The organism is Streptomyces sp. Xyl84, assembly GCF_059731885.1.
In genome coordinates this window covers 1,942,013-1,962,631 of the sequence record NZ_AP029182.1, presented here as the reverse complement: position 1 = coordinate 1,962,631, position 20,619 = coordinate 1,942,013, and the positions used below count along the sequence as shown (strand labels likewise).

The window sequence follows — 20,619 nt, the reverse complement described above, 5'->3', positions numbered from 1 at the left end:
GCTACGTGCACAGTGACATCGCGGTGACAGGGTGTGGTGACAGGCGGGGTGCGGCTACGATGACCGGCACAAGGACGGGCGGCGCAAGGGAGTCGTCCTCTGGGGCGGCATCCACCGGTGCTGCCCCGGTTCCTGCGGACAGGGGCGGCCCCAAGCCGGGGCGAGGAGGGCGGGCCATGGTGCAGAAGGCCAAGATCCTCCTGGTCGATGACCGGCCGGAGAATCTGCTGGCGCTGGAGGCCATCCTCTCTGCGCTCGATCAGACGCTGGTGCGGGCATCGTCCGGGGAGGAAGCGCTCAAAGCACTGCTCACGGACGACTTCGCGGTCATTCTGCTGGACGTCCAGATGCCGGGCATGGACGGTTTCGAGACGGCCGCGCACATCAAGCGGCGGGAGAGGACCCGGGACATCCCGATCATCTTCCTCACCGCGATCAACCACGGTCCCCACCACACCTTCCGCGGTTACGCGGCGGGCGCGGTGGACTACATCTCCAAGCCGTTCGACCCGTGGGTGCTGCGCGCCAAGGTCTCGGTCTTCGTGGACCTGTACATGAAGAACTGTCAGCTGAAGGAGCAGGCGGCCCTGCTCCGGCTCCAGCTGGAGGGCGGTGGCAAGGGCGGCGTCGGCGAGGGCAAGGAGGCGGCCGGACTGCTCGCGGAGCTGTCCGCGCGTCTCGCGGCCGTGGAGGAGCAGGCGGAAGCCCTCTCCAAGCAGCTCGACGACGACTCCGCGGACGCCGCGGCGGTGGCCACGGCGGCCCACCTCGAGCGCAAGCTGACGGGTCTGCGCCGGGCGCTGGACGCGCTGGAGCCGGGCACGGGCACCCCCTCCTCGCTCCCGTCGCAGAACTGACGCATGCCCTGGGCGCGTTGGGGCGGCCGGGTGAGGTCCCACCGCCCCCTGACCGGGCAACTCCTGTCGCCCCGCAAGCCGGGTGAGGCCTGGTCAACTGCCGACCGCCCAGGCGCGACACGAACGGGTGAAGCACTGGGCACACGTGTCCGGCGTCGCCCGCGACGGTAATCTCGCACCTATGGCCTCACGTCCCTCCGCAGCCAACAAGCCGCCCGCGAAGAAGGCGGCTGCTTCCGCGAAGGCTCCGGCGAAGAAGGCCGCCGCGAAAAAAGCGCCGGCCAGGAAGGCCGCCGCCAAGAAGGCTCCCGCCCGGAAGGCGCCGGCCAAGAAGGCCGCGGCGAGCAGGCCCGCGCCCCGGCCCGCGCCGAGCCCCACCGGGGGCGTGTTCCGTCTCGTGCGCGCCCTCTGGCTCGGCCTCGCGCACGCCGTCGGCGCCGTCTTCCGCGGCATAGGGCAGGGCGCCCGGAACCTCGACCCCGCGCACCGCAAGGACGGCATCGCCCTGCTGCTGCTCGCCGTCGCCCTGATCGTCGCCGCGGGCACCTGGGCCGACCTGCGCGGCCCCGTCGGGGACCTGGTCGAGATCCTGGTCACCGGCGCGTTCGGCCGGCTCGACCTGCTGGTGCCGATCCTGGTCGGGATCATCGCCGTGCGCTTCATCCGGCACCCCGAACAGCCCGAGGCCAACGGCCGTATCGTCATCGGCCTGTCCGCGCTCGTCCTGGGCGTGCTCGGCCAGGTGCACATCGCCTGCGGCTCGCCCGCCCGCAGTGACGGCATGCAGGCGATAAGGGACGCCGGCGGCCTCATCGGCTGGGGGGCGGCTACCCCGCTGACGTACTCCATGGGCGAGGTGCTCGCCGTACCGCTGCTGGTGCTGCTCACCGTGTTCGGTCTGCTGGTCGTCACCGCCACCCCCGTCAACGCCATCCCGCAGCGGCTGCGGCTGCTCGGCGTGAAGCTCGGCCTGCTGCCCGACCCGGAGGACGAAGAGGACGCCGAGTACCCGGAGTACTCCGAGGACGACGCGCGCTACGACGAGCAGTGGCGCCAAGCGCTGCCCGCGCGCCCCCGTAGACGTCAGAGCGCCCCCCAGGAACACGACCCCGACCGGGCGGAGCAGGAGGCGCTGGCCAAGCGGCGCGGCCGGCCCCGGCGTTCCGCCGTACCGCAGCCCGACATGGAACGCCAGCTGGACGCCGTGGACGTGGCGGCCGCCGCTGCCGCCGCGCTCGACGGTGCCGTGCTGCACGGCATGCCGCCCTCGCCCGTCGTCGCCGACCTCACCCAGGGCGTCAGCGTGGGCGACCGCGCCGAGACCCCCACCCCGACCCCGGTCCCCACCGCGCGCCCCGAGCAGGACGTTCCGGTCGCGCGCCCGAGGGCCGAGGCACCGGCGCGCCCGGAGCCCAAGGAGTCGATCGCCGGGGTCCCCGACCTCACCAAGGCCCCGCCCGCCGAGACCCGGGACCTGCCGCCGCGCGCCGAACAGCTCCAGCTCTCCGGCGACATCACCTACTCCCTGCCCGTGCTGGACCTCCTGGAGCGGGGCGGCCCCGGCAAGGCGCGCAGCGCCGCCAACGACGCCATCGTGGACGCGCTGACCAACGTCTTCACCGAGTTCAAGGTCGACGCCCGGGTCACCGGCTTCACCCGCGGCCCGACGGTCACCCGCTACGAGGTGGAACTCGGCCCGGCCGTGAAGGTCGAGCGGATCACCGCCCTGACGAAGAACATCGCGTACGCCGTCGCCAGCCCGGACGTACGGATCATCAGCCCGATCCCCGGCAAGTCCGCGGTCGGCATCGAGATCCCCAACACCGACCGGGAGATGGTCAACCTCGGGGACGTGCTGCGCCTGGCGGACGCGGCCGAGGACGACCACCCGATGCTGGTCGCGCTCGGCAAGGACGTCGAGGGCGGCTACGTGATGGCCAACATCGCGAAGATGCCGCACATCCTGGTCGCCGGCGCGACCGGCTCCGGCAAGTCGTCCTGCATCAACTGCCTGATCACCTCGATCATGATGCGGGCGACACCGGAGGACGTCCGCATGGTCCTGGTCGACCCCAAGCGCGTCGAACTGACCGCGTACGAGGGCATCCCGCACCTGATCACGCCGATCATCACCAACCCCAAGCGGGCCGCCGAGGCGCTGCAGTGGGTCGTCCGCGAGATGGACCTGCGCTACGACGACCTGGCCGCGTACGGCTTCCGGCACATCGACGACTTCAACGCGGCCGTGCGCAGCGGCAAGGTGAAGTCGCCCGAGGGCAGCGAGCGCGAGCTGCAGCCGTACCCGTACCTGCTGGTGATCGTGGACGAGCTGGCCGACCTGATGATGGTGGCGCCGCGGGACGTCGAGGACGCGATCGTGCGCATCACCCAGCTCGCCCGCGCGGCCGGCATCCACCTGGTGCTCGCCACCCAGCGGCCCTCGGTCGACGTCGTCACCGGCCTGATCAAGGCCAACGTGCCCTCCCGGCTCGCGTTCGCCACCTCCTCGCTCGCCGACAGCCGCGTCATCCTCGACCAGCCCGGCGCCGAGAAGCTGATCGGCAAGGGCGACGGGCTCTTCCTGCCGATGGGGGCGAGCAAGCCGACCCGGCTGCAGGGCGCCTTCGTCACCGAGGCCGAGGTCGCGGCCGTCGTCCAGCACTGCAAGGACCAGATGACGCCGGTCTTCCGGGACGACGTCGTCGTCGGCAGCAAGCAGAAGAAGGAGATCGACGAGGACATCGGTGACGACCTCGACCTGTTGTGCCAGGCCGCCGAACTGGTCGTCTCCACGCAGTTCGGGTCCACGTCCATGCTCCAGCGCAAGCTGCGCGTCGGCTTCGCCAAGGCCGGCCGGCTCATGGACCTGATGGAGTCGCGGAACATCGTCGGCCCCAGCGAGGGGTCCAAGGCGCGGGACGTGCTGGTGAAGGCCGACGAACTGGACGGCGTGCTGGCCGTGATCCGGGGCGAGACGGAGGGATAGGCGGCACGGCCCGCGGCAAGAGCACCCGATCGAGGGACGGATCACCGGATCGGGGGGCGGATCGCCGGGCAGGCGGATTCGGGGGCCGGTTCGGGGGGTAGGCGCGAGGGACGTCCGCCGGGGCCGACGGCCGCCCGGCGGACGCGGCGCCGTGGGCCGCACGGGTGGGCCGTGATCCACCCGTTAGCCGACGGCGGGCAACCCTTTCGCCCGGCCGTACGTCAAGTTGAGCGAGACACCCGGTGCGGGCGGCACCTGCGCTCCCGCACCCTGTCACACCGTCGGATTGTCCGGCCATTCCGATGGCGTACAAAGTACCGCCGCCGGGTCGCTCCACCCTTTGGCACACCCCTAGACTGAACCTCCAGCACAGGCGGCTACACGCTCGAAAGGCGCCCCCGTGTCCATCGGCAACTCTCCTGAAGACGAGCGTCCGTTCGAAGACGTTTCCGAGGAAGCCCGCCCCTCCATCGGCCGAGTCCTGAAGGACGCCCGGCTCGCCGCCGGGCTGACCGTCGACGAGGTCAGCACCGCCACCCGCGTCCGGGTCGCCATCGTGCACGCCATCGAGTCCGACGACTTCGCCCCCTGCGGAGGGGACGTCTACGCGCGCGGGCACATCCGCACCCTGGCGCGCGAGGTGCACCTCGATCCCGCCCCGCTGCTCGCCCAGTACGACGCCGAACACGGTGGGCGCCCCGCGCCGACCCCCGCCGCCCCGCTCTTCGAGGCGGAACGTATCCGCCCGGAACGGCGCGGCCCCAACTGGACCGCCGCCATGGTCGCGGCGATCGTCGTCGTCATCGGTTTCGTCGGCTTCACCGCCTTCAAGGGCGGCGACAGCGGTGACAGCAGTGCCAAGGCGCAGGCCGCCGAGGGATCCACGCCGAGCACCAGCACCCCGGCCTCACCCCGCCCGAAGCACACCAAGCCCGCCGCCCCGAAGCCCGCTCCTTCCGACAGCGCCATCGCCGCCGCGCCCCAGGACAAGGTGACCGTCCAGGTCAGCGCACCGAACGGGCGCAGCTGGATCTCCGCCAAGGACCACAACGGCCGCATGCTCTTCGACGGGCTGCTGAACAAGGGCGAGTCCAAGACCTTCCAGGACAGCACGAAGATCAACCTGATCCTCGGCGACGCCGGCGCGGTCCAGCTCTACGTCAACGGCAAGAAGATCGAGGACCAGTTCCAGCCGGGTGCCGTGGAACGCCTCACGTACACCAAGGGTGACCCCCAGATCGGGTGACCGGGGGCCCGCAGGCCGGGCGGCCCAAGGGGTCAGCCCGTGCGCCGGGGCCCGGGCAGGCAGGCGTCGAAGGGGTTGGCCGATCTCGGCCAACCCCTTCGACGTGGGGTGTCGGCCGGACAAAGTAGTCTTGAGCCCATGCCTGAACGCCGTACCGTCGCACTCGTCACTCTCGGCTGCGCCCGCAACGAGGTGGACTCGGAGGAGCTCGCAGGCCGTTTGGAGGCGGACGGCTGGCAGCTCGTCGAGGACGCCGCGGACGCCGATGTCGCCGTCGTCAACACCTGTGGCTTCGTGGAAGCCGCCAAGAAGGACTCCGTCGACGCCCTCCTGGAGGCCAACGACCTCAAGGACCACGGCAGAACGCAGGCCGTCGTCGCGGTCGGCTGCATGGCCGAGCGGTACGGCAAGGAACTGGCCGAGGCCCTTCCCGAGGCCGACGGCGTGCTCGGCTTCGACGACTACGCCGACATCTCCGACCGCCTGCAGACCATCCTCAGCGGCGGCATCCACGCCGCGCACACCCCGCGCGACCGCCGCAAGCTCCTGCCGATCAGCCCGGCCCAGCGCCAGGAGGCCGGCGCGGCCGTCGCCCTGCCCGGCCACGGCCCCGCCGACCTGCCCGAGGGCGTCGCCCCGGCGTCCGGACCCCGCGCGCCGCTGCGCCGCCGCCTCGACGGCGCCCCGGTCGCCTCCGTCAAGCTCGCCTCCGGCTGCGACCGGCGCTGCTCCTTCTGCGCCATCCCCTCCTTCCGCGGCTCCTTCATCTCCCGCCGCCCCAGCGACGTGCTGAACGAGACGCGGTGGCTGGCCGAGCAGGGCGTCAAGGAGATCATGCTGGTCTCCGAGAACAACACCTCCTACGGCAAGGACCTCGGCGACATCCGCCTGCTGGAGTCCCTGCTGCCCGAGCTGGCGGAGGTCGACGGCATCGAGCGGGTGCGGGTCAGCTACCTGCAGCCCGCCGAGATGCGCCCCGGCCTCATCGACGTCCTCACCTCCACCCCGAAGGTCGCCCCCTACTTCGACCTCTCCTTCCAGCACTCCGCGCCCGACGTGCTGCGCGCCATGCGCCGCTTCGGCGACACCGACCGCTTCCTGGAGCTGCTCGACACCATCCGCTCCAAGGCGCCGCAGGCCGGTGTCCGCTCCAACTTCATCGTCGGTTTCCCCGGCGAGTCGGAGGCCGACCTGGCCGAGCTGGAGCGGTTCCTGAACGGCGCGCGGCTCGACGCGATCGGTGTCTTCGGCTACTCCGACGAGGAGGGCACCGAAGCGGCCACGTACGAGAACAAGCTGGACGAGGAGGTCGTCGCCGAGCGGCTGGCACGTGTCTCCCGGCTTGCCGAGGAACTCGTCTCCCAGCGCGCCGAGGAGCGGGTGGGCGAGACGATCCGGGTACTCGTCGAGACCGTGGACCCCGAGGACGGCGTGTCCGGCCGGGCCGCGCACCAGGCACCGGAGACCGACGGCCAGGTGCTGCTCACCGACGGCGAGGGCCTGGTCCCCGGCCGTATGGTCGAGGCGAAGGTGGTCGGCACGGCGGGCGTCGACCTGGTGGCCGAGCCGCTGACCGGGTCGCTCGGACGGAGTGAGGAGGCGGGCAGATGACCGGAGTCCCGGCATCCGCGGCGGGCGGCTCCTCCGGCGCGCGGCCGGCGGCCAAAGGAGCGGCCGCACGCCGCTCGGGTGCGGACGGGACCGCGAACGCCGCCGGAAAGCCCGGTGGCTCCGGTGACCGCGACGGCCCCGGTGACGTGACGTCCGGTGCCACGGTCTCCGGTGGAGCCGGTGGAGCGGTCCTGGAGCAGGACGACGGGAGGCCCGCCCGCGGCGGCAAGATCACGGCCGCGGCCGTCAACCAGGCCAGCGTGTGGAACGTCGCCAATCTGCTGACCATGCTCCGGCTGCTGCTGGTGCCCGGCTTCGTCACCCTGATGCTGGCGGACGGCGGGTACGACCCGGCGTGGCGGTCGTTCGCCTGGGCCGCCTTCGCCGTCGCCATGATCACCGACCTGTTCGACGGACACCTGGCGCGCACGTACGACCTCGTCACCGACTTCGGGAAGATCGCCGACCCCATCGCCGACAAGGCGATCATGGGAGCGGCGCTCATCTGTCTCTCCGCGCTCGACGACCTGCCCTGGTGGGTGACCGGGGTGATCCTCGGCCGGGAACTGGGGATCACCCTCCTGCGTTTCCTGGTCATCCGCTACGGGGTCATCCCCGCCAGCCGGGGCGGCAAGCTCAAGACGCTCACACAGGGCGTGGCCGTGGGAATGTACGTCCTGGCGCTGACGGGCTGGCTCGCCACCCTCCGGTTCTGGGTGATGGCGGCGGCCGTGGTGCTGACCGTGGCGACCGGACTGGACTATGTGAAACAGGCCATTGTGCTGCGCAGGCGGGGAATCGCTGAGCGCCGGGCCGCGTTGAAGGAATCGGAAGCGTGAGTTCGAGGGCCGCCGAGGTCGTGGAACTACTGACGGTGAGGGGCGAGACGCTCGCCGTCGCGGAGTCGCTGACCGGTGGCCTGGTCGCCGCGGAGATCACCGCGGTGCCGGGGGCGTCCAGGGTCTTCCGCGGCTCGGTCACCGCCTACGCCACGGAGCTGAAGCACCGGCTCCTGGGCGTGGACGCCACTCTGCTGGCCGAGCGCGGAGCGGTGGATCCGCAGGTCGCGGCCGAGATGGCGGCCGGAGTGCGCGAGGCCCTCGGTGCGGACTGGGGCATCGCGACCACGGGAGTCGCCGGCCCCGACCCCCAGGACGGACAGCCCGTCGGGACGGTCTTCGTGGCCGTGGACGGGCCGCCCGGGCCGCTGAACCAGGCGGCGCGTGGCGGGAAAACGGCTGCCCTGCGGTTGAACGGCGGCCGGGCGGACATTCGTATGGAGAGTGTACGGAGCGTACTCGCACTGCTCCTTGAGCAGATCGCGGGCGAACAGACCGGAAATGAGCGGGCACAGGATACGGAACGGAACGGGGGGTTTTGATGTTTGCAGCCCTGAGTGAACACGACATCGCTCCCCGCACGGCCGCGTCGCGAGGCGGTACGGTGGGGCGTGAAGGATGCGGCTACGCGGTCCGAGGAGGGAGCCACCGATGATTCTGCTCCGTCGCCTGCTGGGTGACGTGCTGCGTCGGCAGCGCCAACGCCAGGGCCGTACTCTGCGCGAAGTCTCCTCGTCCGCCCGAGTCTCGCTCGGCTATCTCTCCGAGGTGGAGCGGGGGCAGAAGGAGGCTTCCTCCGAGCTGCTCTCCGCCATCTGCGACGCGCTGGACGTACGGATGTCCGAGCTCATGCGAGAAGTGAGCGACGAACTCGCCCTTGCTGAGCTGGCCCAGTCTGCTGCGGCCACCGATCACGTGCCTGCGCCGGTTCGCCCGATGCTGGGTTCGGTGTCGGTGACCGGTGTGCCACCGGAACGGGTGACGATCAAGGCGCCCGCCGCCGAGGCGGTGGACGTGGTCGCCGCGTGACGGTCACGTGCGCGTGAGCTGACGCATACGTCGCGAGGCCCCGGCCGGGGCTTCTCCGGGAGACCGGAGGAGTTCGGCCGGGGCCTTCGTGCTGGGTGAGGGCCACCCGTGCCGCGCGGCACCGTGCCCTGCTGTGCCAGGCCGCGGGCCGGGCCCACCTCGAGCGCCTGTCGCGTTGCCGGTGCGCGGAGGTCCGGTGATGGTGGAGGCCGGGCAGGGTTCCGGTCGACCGGCGGTGGAGCGGAAACAGCGTTCCACGGACCCTGGTGCGCCCTGCTCTACGTGAGGGCTGTGTTCTGGTGGCGTGTCGGTTCGCCCGGCGGGCGGCACGGGGCTGGAGGTGGATGCGTGGGTGCGGACGCGGGGCCGATAGTGCGCCGGGGCGCCGCGTTGGCGCTCGGCGTGGTGTGGTGGTGGTCTGTGCTGCGCCTGGTGCTGACGGGCGGCGGGGGACTGCTGGAGGCGGCGGTCACGGCGGGCGGTTGGGGGCTGAGCGTGCTGCCCCTGCACTGCGTCCGGGCGCCGCGCCGCTCCACGGGTCCCGACGCCTCCCACGATGGCGGGCTCCCGGAAGACTCCACCGGCCTCGACGACCGCCCTGACCGCCCTGACGTGCGCGGGAGTCTGGACGGCAGCCCTGACGCGCGCGGTGGCCTCGGCGGCCTCGGTGGGCCTGACGGCGGCGACGGGCGAGACGGCGGTGACGGGCGAGACGGTCCCGACGGTCGCGACGGCCTTGAGGTCCGCGGCTCCCTCGGGTCCCGACGGCAGGGCAGCGAACCGACGCCGAGCGGCCCCGGTCCCGCTCCCGGGCTGCCGCCCGCCTCCGCGGAGAGCGGTGCCCCGGCTTCCGCCGTCGGCATGATCGGCGGGACGCTGCTCGGGGAGTCCCAAGGGTGGCCCTACGGCCACGGCGGGCGCGCGCCGTCCGCCGAGGGAGGTGGCTGGCCCTTCGGGGCCGCAGAGGACTCGTTCCGCGACGACGGGGGCCAGCGGGACCAGCGGGACCTGTGGGGCGACGAGAGGGACGGAGAGGGACCGCGGGGAGCGGGAGAGGCGGACGGCACCTGACGCAGCGTCAGCGGTACGGCCGCGGATGCGAGTAACGGTCCCGCCACTTCTGCGGCGAACCCGGCGGCGGGGCCGGACCCGCCTGGCAGACCGGGCACCAGTAGGTGGGGCGCTCCTGGGAGCCGTCGCCCTGGTCGGCGACGCGGACGGAGGTTCCGCAGCGCAGGCAGGGGCGCGGCGCACGGCCGTAGACGAACAGGTCCTGGCTCCCTTGACCGCGCTGACCGCGCTGACCGCGCAGGCCCGTGGTCCGGCGGACCAGGCGGTCGCGGTTGACCTCCAGGAGACGCTGGGCCAGGGCGGGCAGCTGCGCCGCGCGGTCGGCGGGCAGGGCGCCGACGGGCAGCCACGGGGTCACGCCGAGCAGGAAGCACAGCTCGCTCTTGTAGACATTGCCGATTCCGGCGAGGTTGCGCTGGTCGAGCAGGGCCTCGCCCAGTTCGCGGGACGGTTCGGCGAGGAGGTTGGCCAGGGCCAGGTCCGGGTCCCAGTCGGGGCCGAGGAGGTCCGGGCCGAGGTGGCCGACGGCCCGCTCCTCCTCGGTGCTGCGCAGCAGTTCCAGTACGGGGAGGCGGTAGCCGACGGCGGCGCGGTCGGCGGTGGTGAGGACGGCCCGGATCTGGTGGGCGGGGCCGCCCTTCCAGCGTTCGCCGCTGCCGTAGACCTTCCAGGCACCCTCCATCCGCAGGTGCGAGTGCAGGGTGAGACCGCCCTCGAAGCGGGTGAGCAGGTGTTTGCCCCGCGAGACGGTGCTCAGCACGGTCCGTCCGGCCAGGTCGGTCGTGGCGTACTTCGGCACCCGGAAGTCGCTGCGGGTCAGCACCTTGCCCGCGAGCGCGTCGTGCAACCGCCTCGCGGCCTGCCAGACCGTGTCACCCTCGGGCATGCGTCAAGGGTGACATGGGGGTGAGCCTTCCTGCTGTGGCTGTGGCTGTGGCTGTGGCTGTGGCTGCGGCGGGGCGGTACGGTGCGGCCTTCCGGCTGGGGGCGAACGCCCGGCCCTGTGTGGTCCGCGGTCGTCCGGTCCCTGGTGGGGGCCACGGCCCGGGGGGGAAGCTCCGCGACGCCCGGCGAGGGGTGCCGGGTGTGGTGCCGAGCGTGGGGTGCCGAGTGCGGCACCGGGTCTGCGCGCGCCGGGTCTGGGGTGCCCAACACGGTGCCGGGCGTGGGGTGCCGGTCGTACGGTTCGGCCGTCCGGTTCCGGTCATGCGCGCAGACGCAGTCCGCGCGGGGTCGCGATGAAACCCGCTGCTTCCAGCAGGGTGCCCAGGGGAGAGGTCAGTGCGGAGACGCCGTTGATCCGCTCCACCGTGACGGTGCCCAGGGAACCCGCCCGGGCTGCCGCGGCCAGGCCTTCGGCGGCCTCCGCCAGACGGGGATCGTCGGTGGCCGCGGAGGGCTCGGCGCCGGGGTCGGCGGGCCAGGCCAGCAGGGTCTTGCCGCCGCGCTCCATGTAGAGCGTCAGCTCGCCGTCCACGAGGACCACCAGGGAACCGGCCTTGCGCCCCGGCTTGTGCCCGGCGCCGGTCGGCGGCTCGGGCCAGCCCAGGGCGGCACCGTAGGCGTTCGCGGGATCGGCCGCCGCGAGCACGACCGCCCGGGAACCGGCGGGGACGTCATGGCCACCGCCTCGCCGGCTGCCGGGACCCGTGCCGTACGCGAAGGAGTGCCCGCCGCCTCTGGGCCCGCCGCGGCCCGGGTCGGCGATGTCCGAGGGCGAGACGTAGTCCCCCGGGGAGCGGCGACCGGTTGCCGGCCGGTCCAGCTCCGGGTGTCCGCCCGACCAGTCCAGGTCCGCGCCCGGACCCGCCGTGCCGAAGCCGTCGTAGGGAAAAGGACCGGTGTCGGGCAGCGGGCCGTGCCCGGCTCGTCCGGCGGGCGGGCCGAAGCCGTCCGGGCCGCCGGTGTCGAACCCTGGGCCGGGCAGCCCCTCGCGCCGCTCCCGGGCGTTAGCCACGGCACGGAGGCGGTCGACGGCGCCGTCCATCGCGAACTGTGCGGCGCCCAGCCCTTCCACGACGTACCCACGGCGGGCCTGGCCGCTGTCCTCGAAAGCGGAAAGGATCCGGTACACGGCGGAGAAACCGCCCTCGACGCCCTCCGCGGCCACCGCTCCCCGGGTGACGACACCGTGCCGGTCGAGCAGCGTGCGGGCCAGGGCGTGGGCGCGGACGGTCGGGTCGTCCTCGCGGACCGGCAGCAGGGACCAGCGGCCGGCGACGGTCGGCGGCCCGCCGCGCGAGACGGGGCGGGCCGCGGCCGTCAGGGAGCCGTACCGCCCGCGCGGGACGGCGCGTCTGGCACGGTGGGCTGTGGACCCGGCGGTGCGGCCCGAGCCGAGCAGGGCACGCATCGGGGCGAGGGTGTCGTTGGTGAGCCGTCCGGACCAGGCGAGGTCCCACAGCGCGTCGGCCAGTTCGGGGTCGGTGGCCTCGGGGTGGGTGGTCGCCCGGACCTGGTCGGCGATCTGGCGGAAGAACAGGCCGTAGCCGCCGGAGAGGGCGTCGAGGACGGACCTGTGCAGCGCGGTCGGCTCCAGCGGGTGCGGCGGCGGCAGGAGCAGCGGGGCCGCGTCCGCCAGGTAGAGCGCGACCCAGCCGTCCTTGCCGGGCAGCGCGCCCGCACCCGCCCACACCACCTCGCCGGCCGCGGTGAGTTCGTCGAGCATGGACGGCGTGTAGCCGGCCACCCGGGAGGGCAGGACGAGCTTCTCCAGCGCGGACGCCGGTACGGACGCCCCCTGCACCTGCTCGATGGCGCGTACCAGTCCGTCGACGCCGCGCAGCCCGTGGCCCTTGCCGATGTGCTGCCACTGCGGCAGGAACTGCGCGAGTGCGGCCGGCGGGACCGGTTCCAGTTCGTGCCGCAGCGCGGCCAGCGAGCGGCGCCGCAGCCGGCGCAGTACGGAGGCGTCGCACCACTCCTGGCCGATGCCCGCCGGGTGGAACTCGCCCTGCACCACCCGGCCCCCGGCGGCCAGCCGCTGCAAAGCGCCGTCGGTGACCGCCGCGCCCAGGCCGAGACGGGCCGCCGCGGCCGCCGACGTGAACGGGCCGTGCGTGCGGGCGTAACGGGCGAGGAGGTCGCCCAGGGGATCCTTGACCGGTTCGGTGAACGCCTCCGGGACACCGACCGGCAGGGCGGTGCCCAGTGCGTCGCGCAGGCGGCCGGCGTCCTCGATGGCGGCCCAGTGGTCGGCGCCCGCGATCCTGACCCGGATGGCGCGGCGCCGGCCGGCCAGCTCCTCGGCCCAGCCGGGCTCCGCACCGCGCTCGGCCAGTTCCGCCTCGGTGAGCGGCCCGAGCAGCCGCAGGACGTCCGCGACCCCTTCGACGTCCTTGACCCGGCGGTCCTCGGTCAGCCACTGCAGCTCGCGCTCCAGCTCGGCCAGTACATCGGCGTCCAGCAGTTCCCGCAGCTCCGCCTGGCCCAGCAGCTCGGCCAGCAGCCGGGAGTCCAGGGAGAGCGCGGCGGCGCGGCGCTCGGCCAGCGGCGAGTCGCCCTCGTACAGGAACTGGGCGACGTAACCGAAGAGCAGCGAGCGGGCGAAGGGGGACGGCTCGGGGGTGGTCACCTCGACGAGGCGGACCTTGCGGGACTCGATGTCTCCCATCAGCTCGACCAGGCCCGGGACGTCGAAGACGTCCTGCAGGCACTCGCGCACCGCTTCCAGGACGATCGGGAACGAGCCGAACTCGCTCGCCACCTGCAGCAGCTGGGCGGCCCGCTGGCGCTGCTGCCACAGCGGGGTGCGCTTGCCCGGGTTGCGGCGCGGCAGCAGCAGCGCGCGGGCGGCGCACTCGCGGAAGCGGGAGGCGAACAGCGCCGAGCCGCCGACCTGGTCGGTGACGATCTGGTCGACCTCGCCCTTGTCGAAGGCGACGTCCGCGGCACCGACCGGGGCCTGCTCGGCGTCGTACTCCGCACCGGTCTTCACGGGCTGCGCGTCGAGCAGGTCCAGACCCATGAGGTCGGCGTCGGGCAGGCGCAGCACGATCCCGTCGTCCGCGTGCATGACCTGCGCGTCCATGCCGTACCGCTCGGACAGGCGGGCGCCCAGGGCCAGGGCCCAGGGTGCGTGCACCTGGGCGCCGAAGGGTGAGTGCACGACGACCCGCCAGTCGCCCAGTTCGTCGCGGAAGCGCTCCACGACGATCGTCCGGTCGTCCGGCACATGACCGCAGGCCTCGCGCTGCTCGGCCAGGTAGGCCAGCACGTTGTCCGCGGCCCATGCGTCCAGGCCCGCCGCGAGGAGCCGCAGCCGCGCGTCCTCGTCGGACAGGGCGCCGACCTCGCGCAGGAACGCGCCCACCGCGCGGCCCAGCTCCAGCGGGCGGCCCAGCTGGTCGCCCTTCCAGAAGGGCAGCCGGCCGGGCACCCCGGGGGCGGGGGAGACCAGGACCCGGTCGCGGGTGATGTCCTCGATGCGCCAGGAACTCGTGCCCAGGGTGAACACGTCGCCGACCCGGGACTCGTACACCATCTCCTCGTCCAGCTCGCCGACCCGGCCGCCGCCCTTCTTGGGGTCGGAACCGGCGAGGAAGACCCCGAACAGGCCGCGGTCGGGGATCGTGCCGCCGGAGGTGACGGCGAGGCGCTGGGCACCGGGACGGCCGGTGACCGTGCCCGCCACGCGGTCCCACACCACGCGCGGGCGCAGCTCCGCGAACGCGTCCGAGGGGTAGCGGCCGGCGAGCATGTCGAGCACGGCGGTGAACGCCGACTCCGGCAGCGAGGCGAACGGCGCCGCCCGGCGGACCAGGGCGAGCAGGTCGTCGACCTGCCAGGTGTCCAGGGCCGTCATCGCGACGAGCTGCTGGGCGAGGACGTCCAGCGGGTTGGCGGGCACTCTCAGGGACTCGATGGCACCGGAACGCATCCGCTCGGTGACGACCGCGGCCTGGACCAGGTCACCGCGGTACTTCGGGAAGACCACACCGGTGGAGACGGCGCCGACCTGGTGTCCCGCGCGGCCGACGCGCTGCAGGCCGGAGGCCACGGACGGCGGTGACTCGACCTGGACGACGAGGTCCACGGCACCCATGTCGATGCCCAGCTCCAGGCTCGAGGTGGCGACCACCGCCGGGAGACGGCCCGCCTTCAGGTCCTCCTCGACCAGGGCGCGCTGCTCCTTGGACACCGATCCGTGGTGCGCGCGGGCGATGACCGCCGGCGCGCCGTGCGCCGCGCCGGAGCCGCCCATCAGCTCGGCCGGGGAGTGGTGCTCGTCCAGGGGCTGCCCGGTTGCCCGCTCGTAGGCGATCTCGTTGAGCCGGTTGCACAGGCGCTCGGCCAGCCGGCGGGAGTTGGCGAAGACGATCGTCGAGCGGTGCGCCTGGACCAGGTCGGTGATCCGCTCCTCGACGTGCGGCCAGATCGACGGCCGCTCCGCGCCGTCGTCACCGTCGGCGGCCCGGGAGGCGCCCAGCTCGCCGAGGTCCTCCACGGGGACGACGACCGACAGGTCGAACTCCTTGCCGGAGGCGGGCTGGACGATCTCCACCTTGCGGCGGGGCGACAGATAACGGGCGATCTCGTCGACCGGGCGGACGGTCGCGGAGAGTCCGATGCGGCGGGCCGGTGCGGGCAGCAGCTCGTCCAGGCGCTCCAGGGACAGCGCGAGGTGGGCGCCGCGCTTGGTGCCGGCCACCGCGTGCACCTCGTCCAGGATCACCGTCTCGACACCGGTCAGCGCGTCGCGGGTGGCCGAGGTGAGCATCAGGAACAGGGACTCGGGCGTGGTGATCAGGATGTCCGGGGGGCGGGTGGACAGGGCGCGGCGCTCGGCGGCCGGGGTGTCGCCCGAGCGGATGCCGACCTTCACCTCCGGTTCGGGCAGGCCCAGGCGGACGGACTCCTGGCGGATGCCGGTGAGCGGGCTGCGCAGGTTGCGCTCCACGTCGACGGCGAGGGCCTTGAGCGGGGAGACGTACAGGACCCGGCAGCGCTTCTTCGGATCGGCGGGGGGCGGGGTGGAGGCGAGCTGGTCGAGGGCGGCGAGGAACGCGGCCAGGGTCTTGCCGGAACCGGTCGGGGCGACCACCAGGACGTCCGAGCCCGCACCGATGGCCTGCCACGCGCCGGCCTGGGCCGCGGTGGGCGCGGAGAACGCCCCCGTGAACCAGCCGCGGGTCGCGGGGGAGAAGCCGTCGAGGGCTCGGTGTGCGTCGCTGACCATGCGTCCATCCTGCACCCGACCACTGACAATGCGGGCTGACCTGGGCATTTGCCGCGCCTCGAGAAGGGCGCGGGACGCGTCGCGGCCGGCGGCGACGGAGAATCGACGTATGGCGGAACGGGGCGAGGAACGGGCCCGGCACTGGCAGTACGAGGAACTGCCCGGTGTCGATCTGCTCCGTGCCCGCTACGTCCGCAAGGAGTTCGTCCGGCACACCCACGAGCACTTCGTGATCGCCGCCATCGCCGAGGGCGTCGAGGTGTTCCACCACCGCGGGGCCGACCAGTACGCCGGGACGGGCGCCCTCGCGCTGGTCAATCCGGACACACCGCACACGGGCCGCGCGGGCGTGCCCGAGGGGTGGCGCTACGGCGCGGTGTACCCGGCGCCCGGACTGGTGGCCGAGATCGCCGCGGAGACCACCACGCTCCGCGGGACACCGGGTTTCGTGAACCCGGTGCTCGACGACCCCTACGCCGCCCACCTGGTCCACCAGGTGCTGCGCGCGGCGGACGAGGGGAACGCGCTCGCCGCCGACACGCTGCTGCGGGTCGCCGTGACCCGGCTGCTGCGCCTGAACGGCGGCACCCTGCCCCAGCGCGAGGTCCGCACGGCGGGGCACGGCATCGCGGCACGCGCGCGTGCCGTCCTGGAGGAGCGGATGGCCCGGCCGCCGACCCTGGAAGCCCTGGCGGCGGAGCTGGGGACGAGCCCCTTCGCCCTGCTGCGGGCCTTCCGGGACGCCTACGGGATGCCGCCGCACACCTGGCTGACCGACGCCCGGGTGCGCCGGGCGCTGCGGCTGCTGGAGGCGGGCACCGCACCGGCCGCCGTCGCCGCGGCCGTCGGCTTCACCGACCAGTCCCACCTCAGCCGGCACTTCTCCCGGATCGTCGGCGTCCCCCCGGGCGCCTACCAGCGCGAGCGCAAGAACGTACAAGACGCGCGGTCGCGTCTTCTCCTACCGTCCGGTGTGTGGCAGAAGAGACAGCTTGCGCAGACATACGCGCCGGTCGCCGAGGGGCGGCCGGCGCAGACGGAGCCGGCGGGGGGAAACCGGACGCCGCCGTCGTCCGGGACGCCCTCGGGGTCGGGGTCGCCGTAGGACTGTCCGGGTTCGCCTTCGGGGTGACCTCGGCGGGCAGCGGGCTCACCCTGCTCCAGACCTGCGTGCTCAGCCTCCTGGTGTTCACCGGCGCCTCGCAGTTCGCCCTCGTCGGGGCGCTGGCGGCCGGGGGCAACCCGCTCACCGCCGCTGCGGGCGCCTTCTTCCTCGGAGTGCGCAACGCGTTCTACGGGCTCAGGCTCTCCCAGCTGCTGGCCCTCCCGCGCGGGGCACGGCCCCTCGCAGCCCAGTGGGTCATCGACGAGACCACCGCGGTGGCCCTCGCACAGCCCGGCCGGCGCAGCGCGCGGATCGGTTTCACCGTCACCGGTGTCACCCTCTACGTCCTGTGGAACCTCACCACGCTGCTCGGCGCCCTGGGAGCCGAGGCCATCGGGGACACCCGCGCGTGGGGTCTGGACGCGGCCGGGCCCGCCGTGTTCCTGGCCCTGCTCGCGCCCATGGTGAAGACCGCGACGGAGCGGGCGGTGGCTGCCGTGGCGGTGCTCCTCGGACTCGGTCTGCTGCCCGTCCTGCCGGCCGGCGTGCCGGTCCTGGTGGCAGCCCTGGCCGCACCCGCCGTGCTGTACCTGGAGGGCCGCCGCAGGGGCGGCACACAGAGCGATGTACGGCCCCAGAGCGACGTACGGCCAGAGAACGATGCGCGGCCCCAGAACGAGGTACGGCCACAGAACGACGTACGGCCCCAGAGCGATGTACGAAAGGAAGACCGGTGAACACCTGGACCGCGGTCGTCGTGACCGCACTCGGCTGCTACGCCGTCAAGCTCGCCGGGCTGCTCGTTCCGGCGGGAGCCCTGGAGCGGCCCCTGGTGCGGCGGCTCGCCGCGCTGCTTCCCGTCGCCCTGCTCGCCGCCCTCACCGCGCAGCAGACGTTCTCCGACGGACGGGTCCTCGTCCTGGACGCCAGGGCGGCGGGCCTGGCTGCCGCCGCCGTGGCACTGGTCCTGCGGGCACCCTTCCTGGTCATCGTCGCCGCTGCCGTGGTGGTGACTGCCGGGGTGCGCGCCATGGGGGGCTGAGGAAGGGACGGGGCGTCCTTCAGCCGATGACACGACCGTGGGCTCTCAGGGTGCGCAGGGCCTCGATCGTCGCCATGGACCGCGCCTCCAGGGCGGCACCGGGAGCCGATCGGCGCCGGGTGACCGGCCAGCCGCCGTCCTCCTGCTGCCGGGCGGCGAGGAGGTCGAGCGAACGGGCCATCTCCTCGTCGGTGAACCACGCGCGCGCGAGGGAGTCCGGTGTCCGCGCGAAGTCGTGCGGGAAGTGGTGCTCGCCCGGCGCGTAACCCGGAGCGGCCGGGCGGTCCTGCGGGCCGTGCGCGTCCAGGACCGCGAGCCGCTGCTCACGGACCAGGGCGCCGAGCCGGCCGGCGGCGGCCCGCGCGCGCGTGCGGTCGGGTACGGCGTCCAGGAAGGCGACGGCCGCCCGCACCTCGCAGGGGTGGGGCGTGCCGAGGGACTCGATCCGCTGCCAGCAGAAGTCGGTCGCCCGGAACAGCCAGGCGTGCCACACGTCGTTGCGGTGCAGCAGGCCGACCACCGGGCCGGTGGCCGACAGGTCGCCCTTCGGGGCGTCCACCGCCGGCACGAGGGGGCCGGCCGGGCGGTCGTACCCGTCGGGCCGGACTGCGGGGAGCGCGCCCTCCGGGGTGGACACGGAGGTCAGATAGCGGCACACGCGCTCCACACGCCGGCCGCCACACCGCCCGAGGGCGTCCAGGACGTGCAGCGCGTGCGTGGTGTGCGGCGGCCGGCTGGCCGGCCCCCGCAGGTCCGGCTCCAGGGCGTGGCCGTACCCGCCGTCGTCGTTGGCGTAGGCGTCGAGGGCGGTCTCCACGGGGGCCGCGTCGCCGTTCAGGAAGAGGTGTGCGAAGAGCCGCTGCTCCAGTACGCGCGCGGTGTGCCACACGAAGTGCTCCGCGCGGAGCAGCGGTGAGGCCGCCGGGGGCGGCGGGGAAGGGGTGAGGGCTCCTGTCTCGGCCATGGTTCAGACCGTAGGGTGCCCCACCGTCCGCGCAGGCCGTCCCGGCCGGGGGTCACTCCCAGGGGCGGGATACTGGGGGCATGCGGTTGACGGTCTTCTGGGAGCGGATGGCGGAGCACTTCGGTGCCGGGTACGCCGAAACCTTCGCACGCGATCACGTCATGTCCGAACTGGGCGGGCGCACGGTGCACGAGGCACTGGCGGCCGGCTGGGAGGCCAAGGACGTCTGGCGCGTGGTCTGCCACGTGATGAACGTCCCGGGAGAAAGACGCTGACCGGTCACAAAGGCGGCCGGGCCGTACGGGACTGTCGGTGGCGTGGGCGACACTTGCATGGTGGCACCCACTGACGAGTCCGGGCAGACGACCCCGCACACCGCCCCCACCGGTACGACACCCCCTCCCCGGCCCCCCGCCGAGGGCGCTGTCCGGCCGGCTGCACGCATGCCCCGCTGGCTGCCCCGCGCCATGGTGCTCGCCCTCGCGCTCGTCGCCGCCTTCCAGTTCGGCAGCTGGGCCTTCCACCAGGTGACCGGCCTGCTGGTCAACATCCTCATCGCGTTCTTCCTGGCCCTGGCCATCGAACCCGCGGTGAGCCGCATGGCGGCCCGCGGCATGCGCCGGGGATTCGCCACCTTCCTGGTCTTCCTGGGTCTGACGATCGCCGTCGCGGGCTTCGTCACCCTGCTCGGGTCGATGCTCGCCGGGCAGATCATCAAGATGGTCGAGGGCTTCCCCGAGTACCTGGACTCCGTCATCCACTGGGTCAACACGAAGTTCCACACCGACCTGCGGCGGGTCGACATCCAGGAAGGGCTGCTCCACTCCGACTGGCTGCGCAAGTACGCGCAGAACGGCGCCGCCGGTGTGCTCGACGTGTCCACCCAGGTGCTCGGCGGACTCTTCCAGATGCTCACGATCGGCCTGTTCTCGTTCTACTTCGCCGCCGACGGGCCGCGGCTGCGCCGCGCCCTGTGCTCGGTGCTGCCGCCCGCCCGCCAGGCGGAGGTGCTGCGCGCGTGGGAGATCGCCGTCGACAAGACGGGCGGCTACCTGTACTCGCGCAGCCTGATGGCGCTCGTCTCCGGGATCGCGCACTACGTCCTGCTCCAGGCCCTCGGCGTTCCGTACGCGCCCGTGCTCGGCGTGTGGGTGGGCCTCGTGTCGCAGTTCATCCCCACCATCGGCACCTATCTCGCGGGCGCCCTGCCGATGCTGATCGCCTTCACGGTCAACCCGTGGTACGCGCTGTGGGTGCTGATCTTCGTCGTGGTCTACCAGCAGTTCGAGAACTACATGCTGCAGCCCAAGCTGACCGCGAAGACCGTCGACATCCACCCGGCGGTCGCCTTCGGCTCGGTCATCGCGGGCACCGCGCTGCTCGGTGCCGTCGGCGCGCTGATCGCCATCCCGGCGGTCGCCACCCTGCAGGCCTTCCTGGGGGCGTACGTGAAGCGGTACGCCGTCACCGACGACCCCCGCGTCCACGGTCACCGCACCCGGGCCCCTGCACCGGGCCTGCGCACCCGCGTACGACGGCTGTGGGCGGCGGAGCCCGCAAGGACGCAGGAGCCGGGTGCCGCCCGGCAGGAGTCCGGTACCGCGGCGGCGGTGGCCGGGACCCGGGCGGGGGAGCCCCGGGGCGCCGCGGTGGCCGAGGAAGGCGCCACCGGCGAGTGAACCGGCGGGGCC

16 protein-coding genes are annotated in these 20,619 nt (G+C 73.4%); 13 read left to right on the top strand and 3 right to left on the bottom strand.

Features of this window, described 5'->3' with window-relative positions; all coding sequences use genetic code 11:
• The first annotated feature begins 176 nt into the window (after positions 1-176).
• From AC6I72_RS08330 to AC6I72_RS08295, 8 genes are all read left to right on the top strand, one after another.
• Entirely contained in the window at positions 177-857 is a 681-nt protein-coding gene (locus tag AC6I72_RS08330; RefSeq protein WP_498000226.1) for a response regulator, read from the top strand.
• 181 nt (positions 858-1,038) lie between these two features.
• Positions 1,039-3,843: a DNA translocase FtsK gene (locus tag AC6I72_RS08325; protein WP_498000225.1), complete on the top strand. Its 2,805-nt coding sequence runs from the start codon at positions 1,039-1,041 to the stop codon at positions 3,841-3,843.
• 400 nt (positions 3,844-4,243) lie between these two features.
• A complete protein-coding gene (locus AC6I72_RS08320; RefSeq protein ID WP_498000224.1) occupies positions 4,244-5,089 on the top strand; it encodes a helix-turn-helix domain-containing protein in 846 nt (281 codons plus the stop codon).
• A 138-nt stretch (positions 5,090-5,227) separates the two neighbouring features.
• A complete protein-coding gene (gene rimO / locus AC6I72_RS08315) occupies positions 5,228-6,700 on the top strand; it encodes a 30S ribosomal protein S12 methylthiotransferase RimO (RefSeq protein ID WP_498000223.1) in 1,473 nt (490 codons plus the stop codon).
• Positions 6,697-7,539, top strand: a complete 843-nt coding sequence (gene pgsA, locus AC6I72_RS08310; protein WP_498000222.1) for a CDP-diacylglycerol--glycerol-3-phosphate 3-phosphatidyltransferase — start codon at positions 6,697-6,699, stop codon at positions 7,537-7,539. The genes rimO and pgsA overlap by 4 nt, the downstream gene beginning before the upstream one ends.
• Complete coding sequence (locus tag AC6I72_RS08305; RefSeq protein WP_498000221.1) at positions 7,536-8,081, top strand: CinA family protein; 546 nt, start codon at positions 7,536-7,538, stop codon at positions 8,079-8,081. The genes pgsA and AC6I72_RS08305 overlap by 4 nt, the downstream gene beginning before the upstream one ends.
• A 109-nt stretch (positions 8,082-8,190) precedes the next feature.
• A complete protein-coding gene (locus AC6I72_RS08300; protein ID WP_037856860.1) occupies positions 8,191-8,568 on the top strand; it encodes a helix-turn-helix domain-containing protein in 378 nt (125 codons plus the stop codon).
• Between the two features lie 348 nt (positions 8,569-8,916).
• Positions 8,917-9,639: a hypothetical protein gene (locus tag AC6I72_RS08295; protein ID WP_498000220.1), complete on the top strand. Its 723-nt coding sequence runs from the start codon at positions 8,917-8,919 to the stop codon at positions 9,637-9,639.
• 7 nt (positions 9,640-9,646) lie between these two features.
• Here AC6I72_RS08295 and AC6I72_RS08290 read toward each other — a convergent pair whose 3' ends face one another.
• A complete protein-coding gene (locus AC6I72_RS08290; RefSeq protein ID WP_498000219.1) occupies positions 9,647-10,525 on the bottom strand; it encodes an Fpg/Nei family DNA glycosylase in 879 nt (292 codons plus the stop codon).
• Positions 10,526-10,843: 318 nt separating this feature from the next.
• Positions 10,844-15,817, bottom strand: a complete 4,974-nt coding sequence (locus tag AC6I72_RS08285) for an ATP-dependent helicase (RefSeq protein WP_498000218.1) — start codon at positions 15,815-15,817, stop codon at positions 10,844-10,846.
• A 109-nt stretch (positions 15,818-15,926) separates the two neighbouring features.
• Between AC6I72_RS08285 and AC6I72_RS08280 the strand changes: the two genes are divergently transcribed.
• The 3 genes from AC6I72_RS08280 to AC6I72_RS08270 are packed head-to-tail and all read left to right on the top strand — an operon-like array spanning position 15,927 to position 17,964.
• Entirely contained in the window at positions 15,927-16,922 is a 996-nt protein-coding gene (locus tag AC6I72_RS08280; RefSeq protein WP_498000217.1) for an AraC family ligand binding domain-containing protein, read from the top strand.
• Complete coding sequence (locus AC6I72_RS08275; protein WP_498004625.1) at positions 16,820-17,659, top strand: AzlC family ABC transporter permease; 840 nt, start codon at positions 16,820-16,822, stop codon at positions 17,657-17,659. Before AC6I72_RS08280 ends, AC6I72_RS08275 begins: the two co-directional genes overlap by 103 nt.
• Positions 17,656-17,964 carry an AzlD domain-containing protein gene (locus AC6I72_RS08270; RefSeq protein ID WP_498000216.1) on the top strand — a complete coding sequence of 103 codons (309 nt, stop codon included), beginning with the start codon at positions 17,656-17,658 and terminating at the stop codon, positions 17,962-17,964. Before AC6I72_RS08275 ends, AC6I72_RS08270 begins: the two co-directional genes overlap by 4 nt.
• 19 nt (positions 17,965-17,983) lie before the next feature.
• On the opposite strand, the gene AC6I72_RS08265 is transcribed toward AC6I72_RS08270, so the two are convergent.
• Positions 17,984-18,928, bottom strand: a complete 945-nt coding sequence (locus tag AC6I72_RS08265; RefSeq protein WP_498000215.1) for a hypothetical protein — start codon at positions 18,926-18,928, stop codon at positions 17,984-17,986.
• An 80-nt stretch (positions 18,929-19,008) separates the two neighbouring features.
• Between AC6I72_RS08265 and AC6I72_RS08260 the strand changes: the two genes are divergently transcribed.
• Both AC6I72_RS08260 and AC6I72_RS08255 read left to right on the top strand, forming a co-directional pair.
• Positions 19,009-19,203, top strand: a complete 195-nt coding sequence (locus tag AC6I72_RS08260; protein WP_037856847.1) for a DUF3046 domain-containing protein — start codon at positions 19,009-19,011, stop codon at positions 19,201-19,203.
• A 60-nt stretch (positions 19,204-19,263) separates the two neighbouring features.
• Positions 19,264-20,607, top strand: a complete 1,344-nt coding sequence (locus AC6I72_RS08255) for an AI-2E family transporter (RefSeq protein ID WP_498004624.1) — start codon at positions 19,264-19,266, stop codon at positions 20,605-20,607.
• Positions 20,608-20,619: the final 12 nt, after the last annotated feature.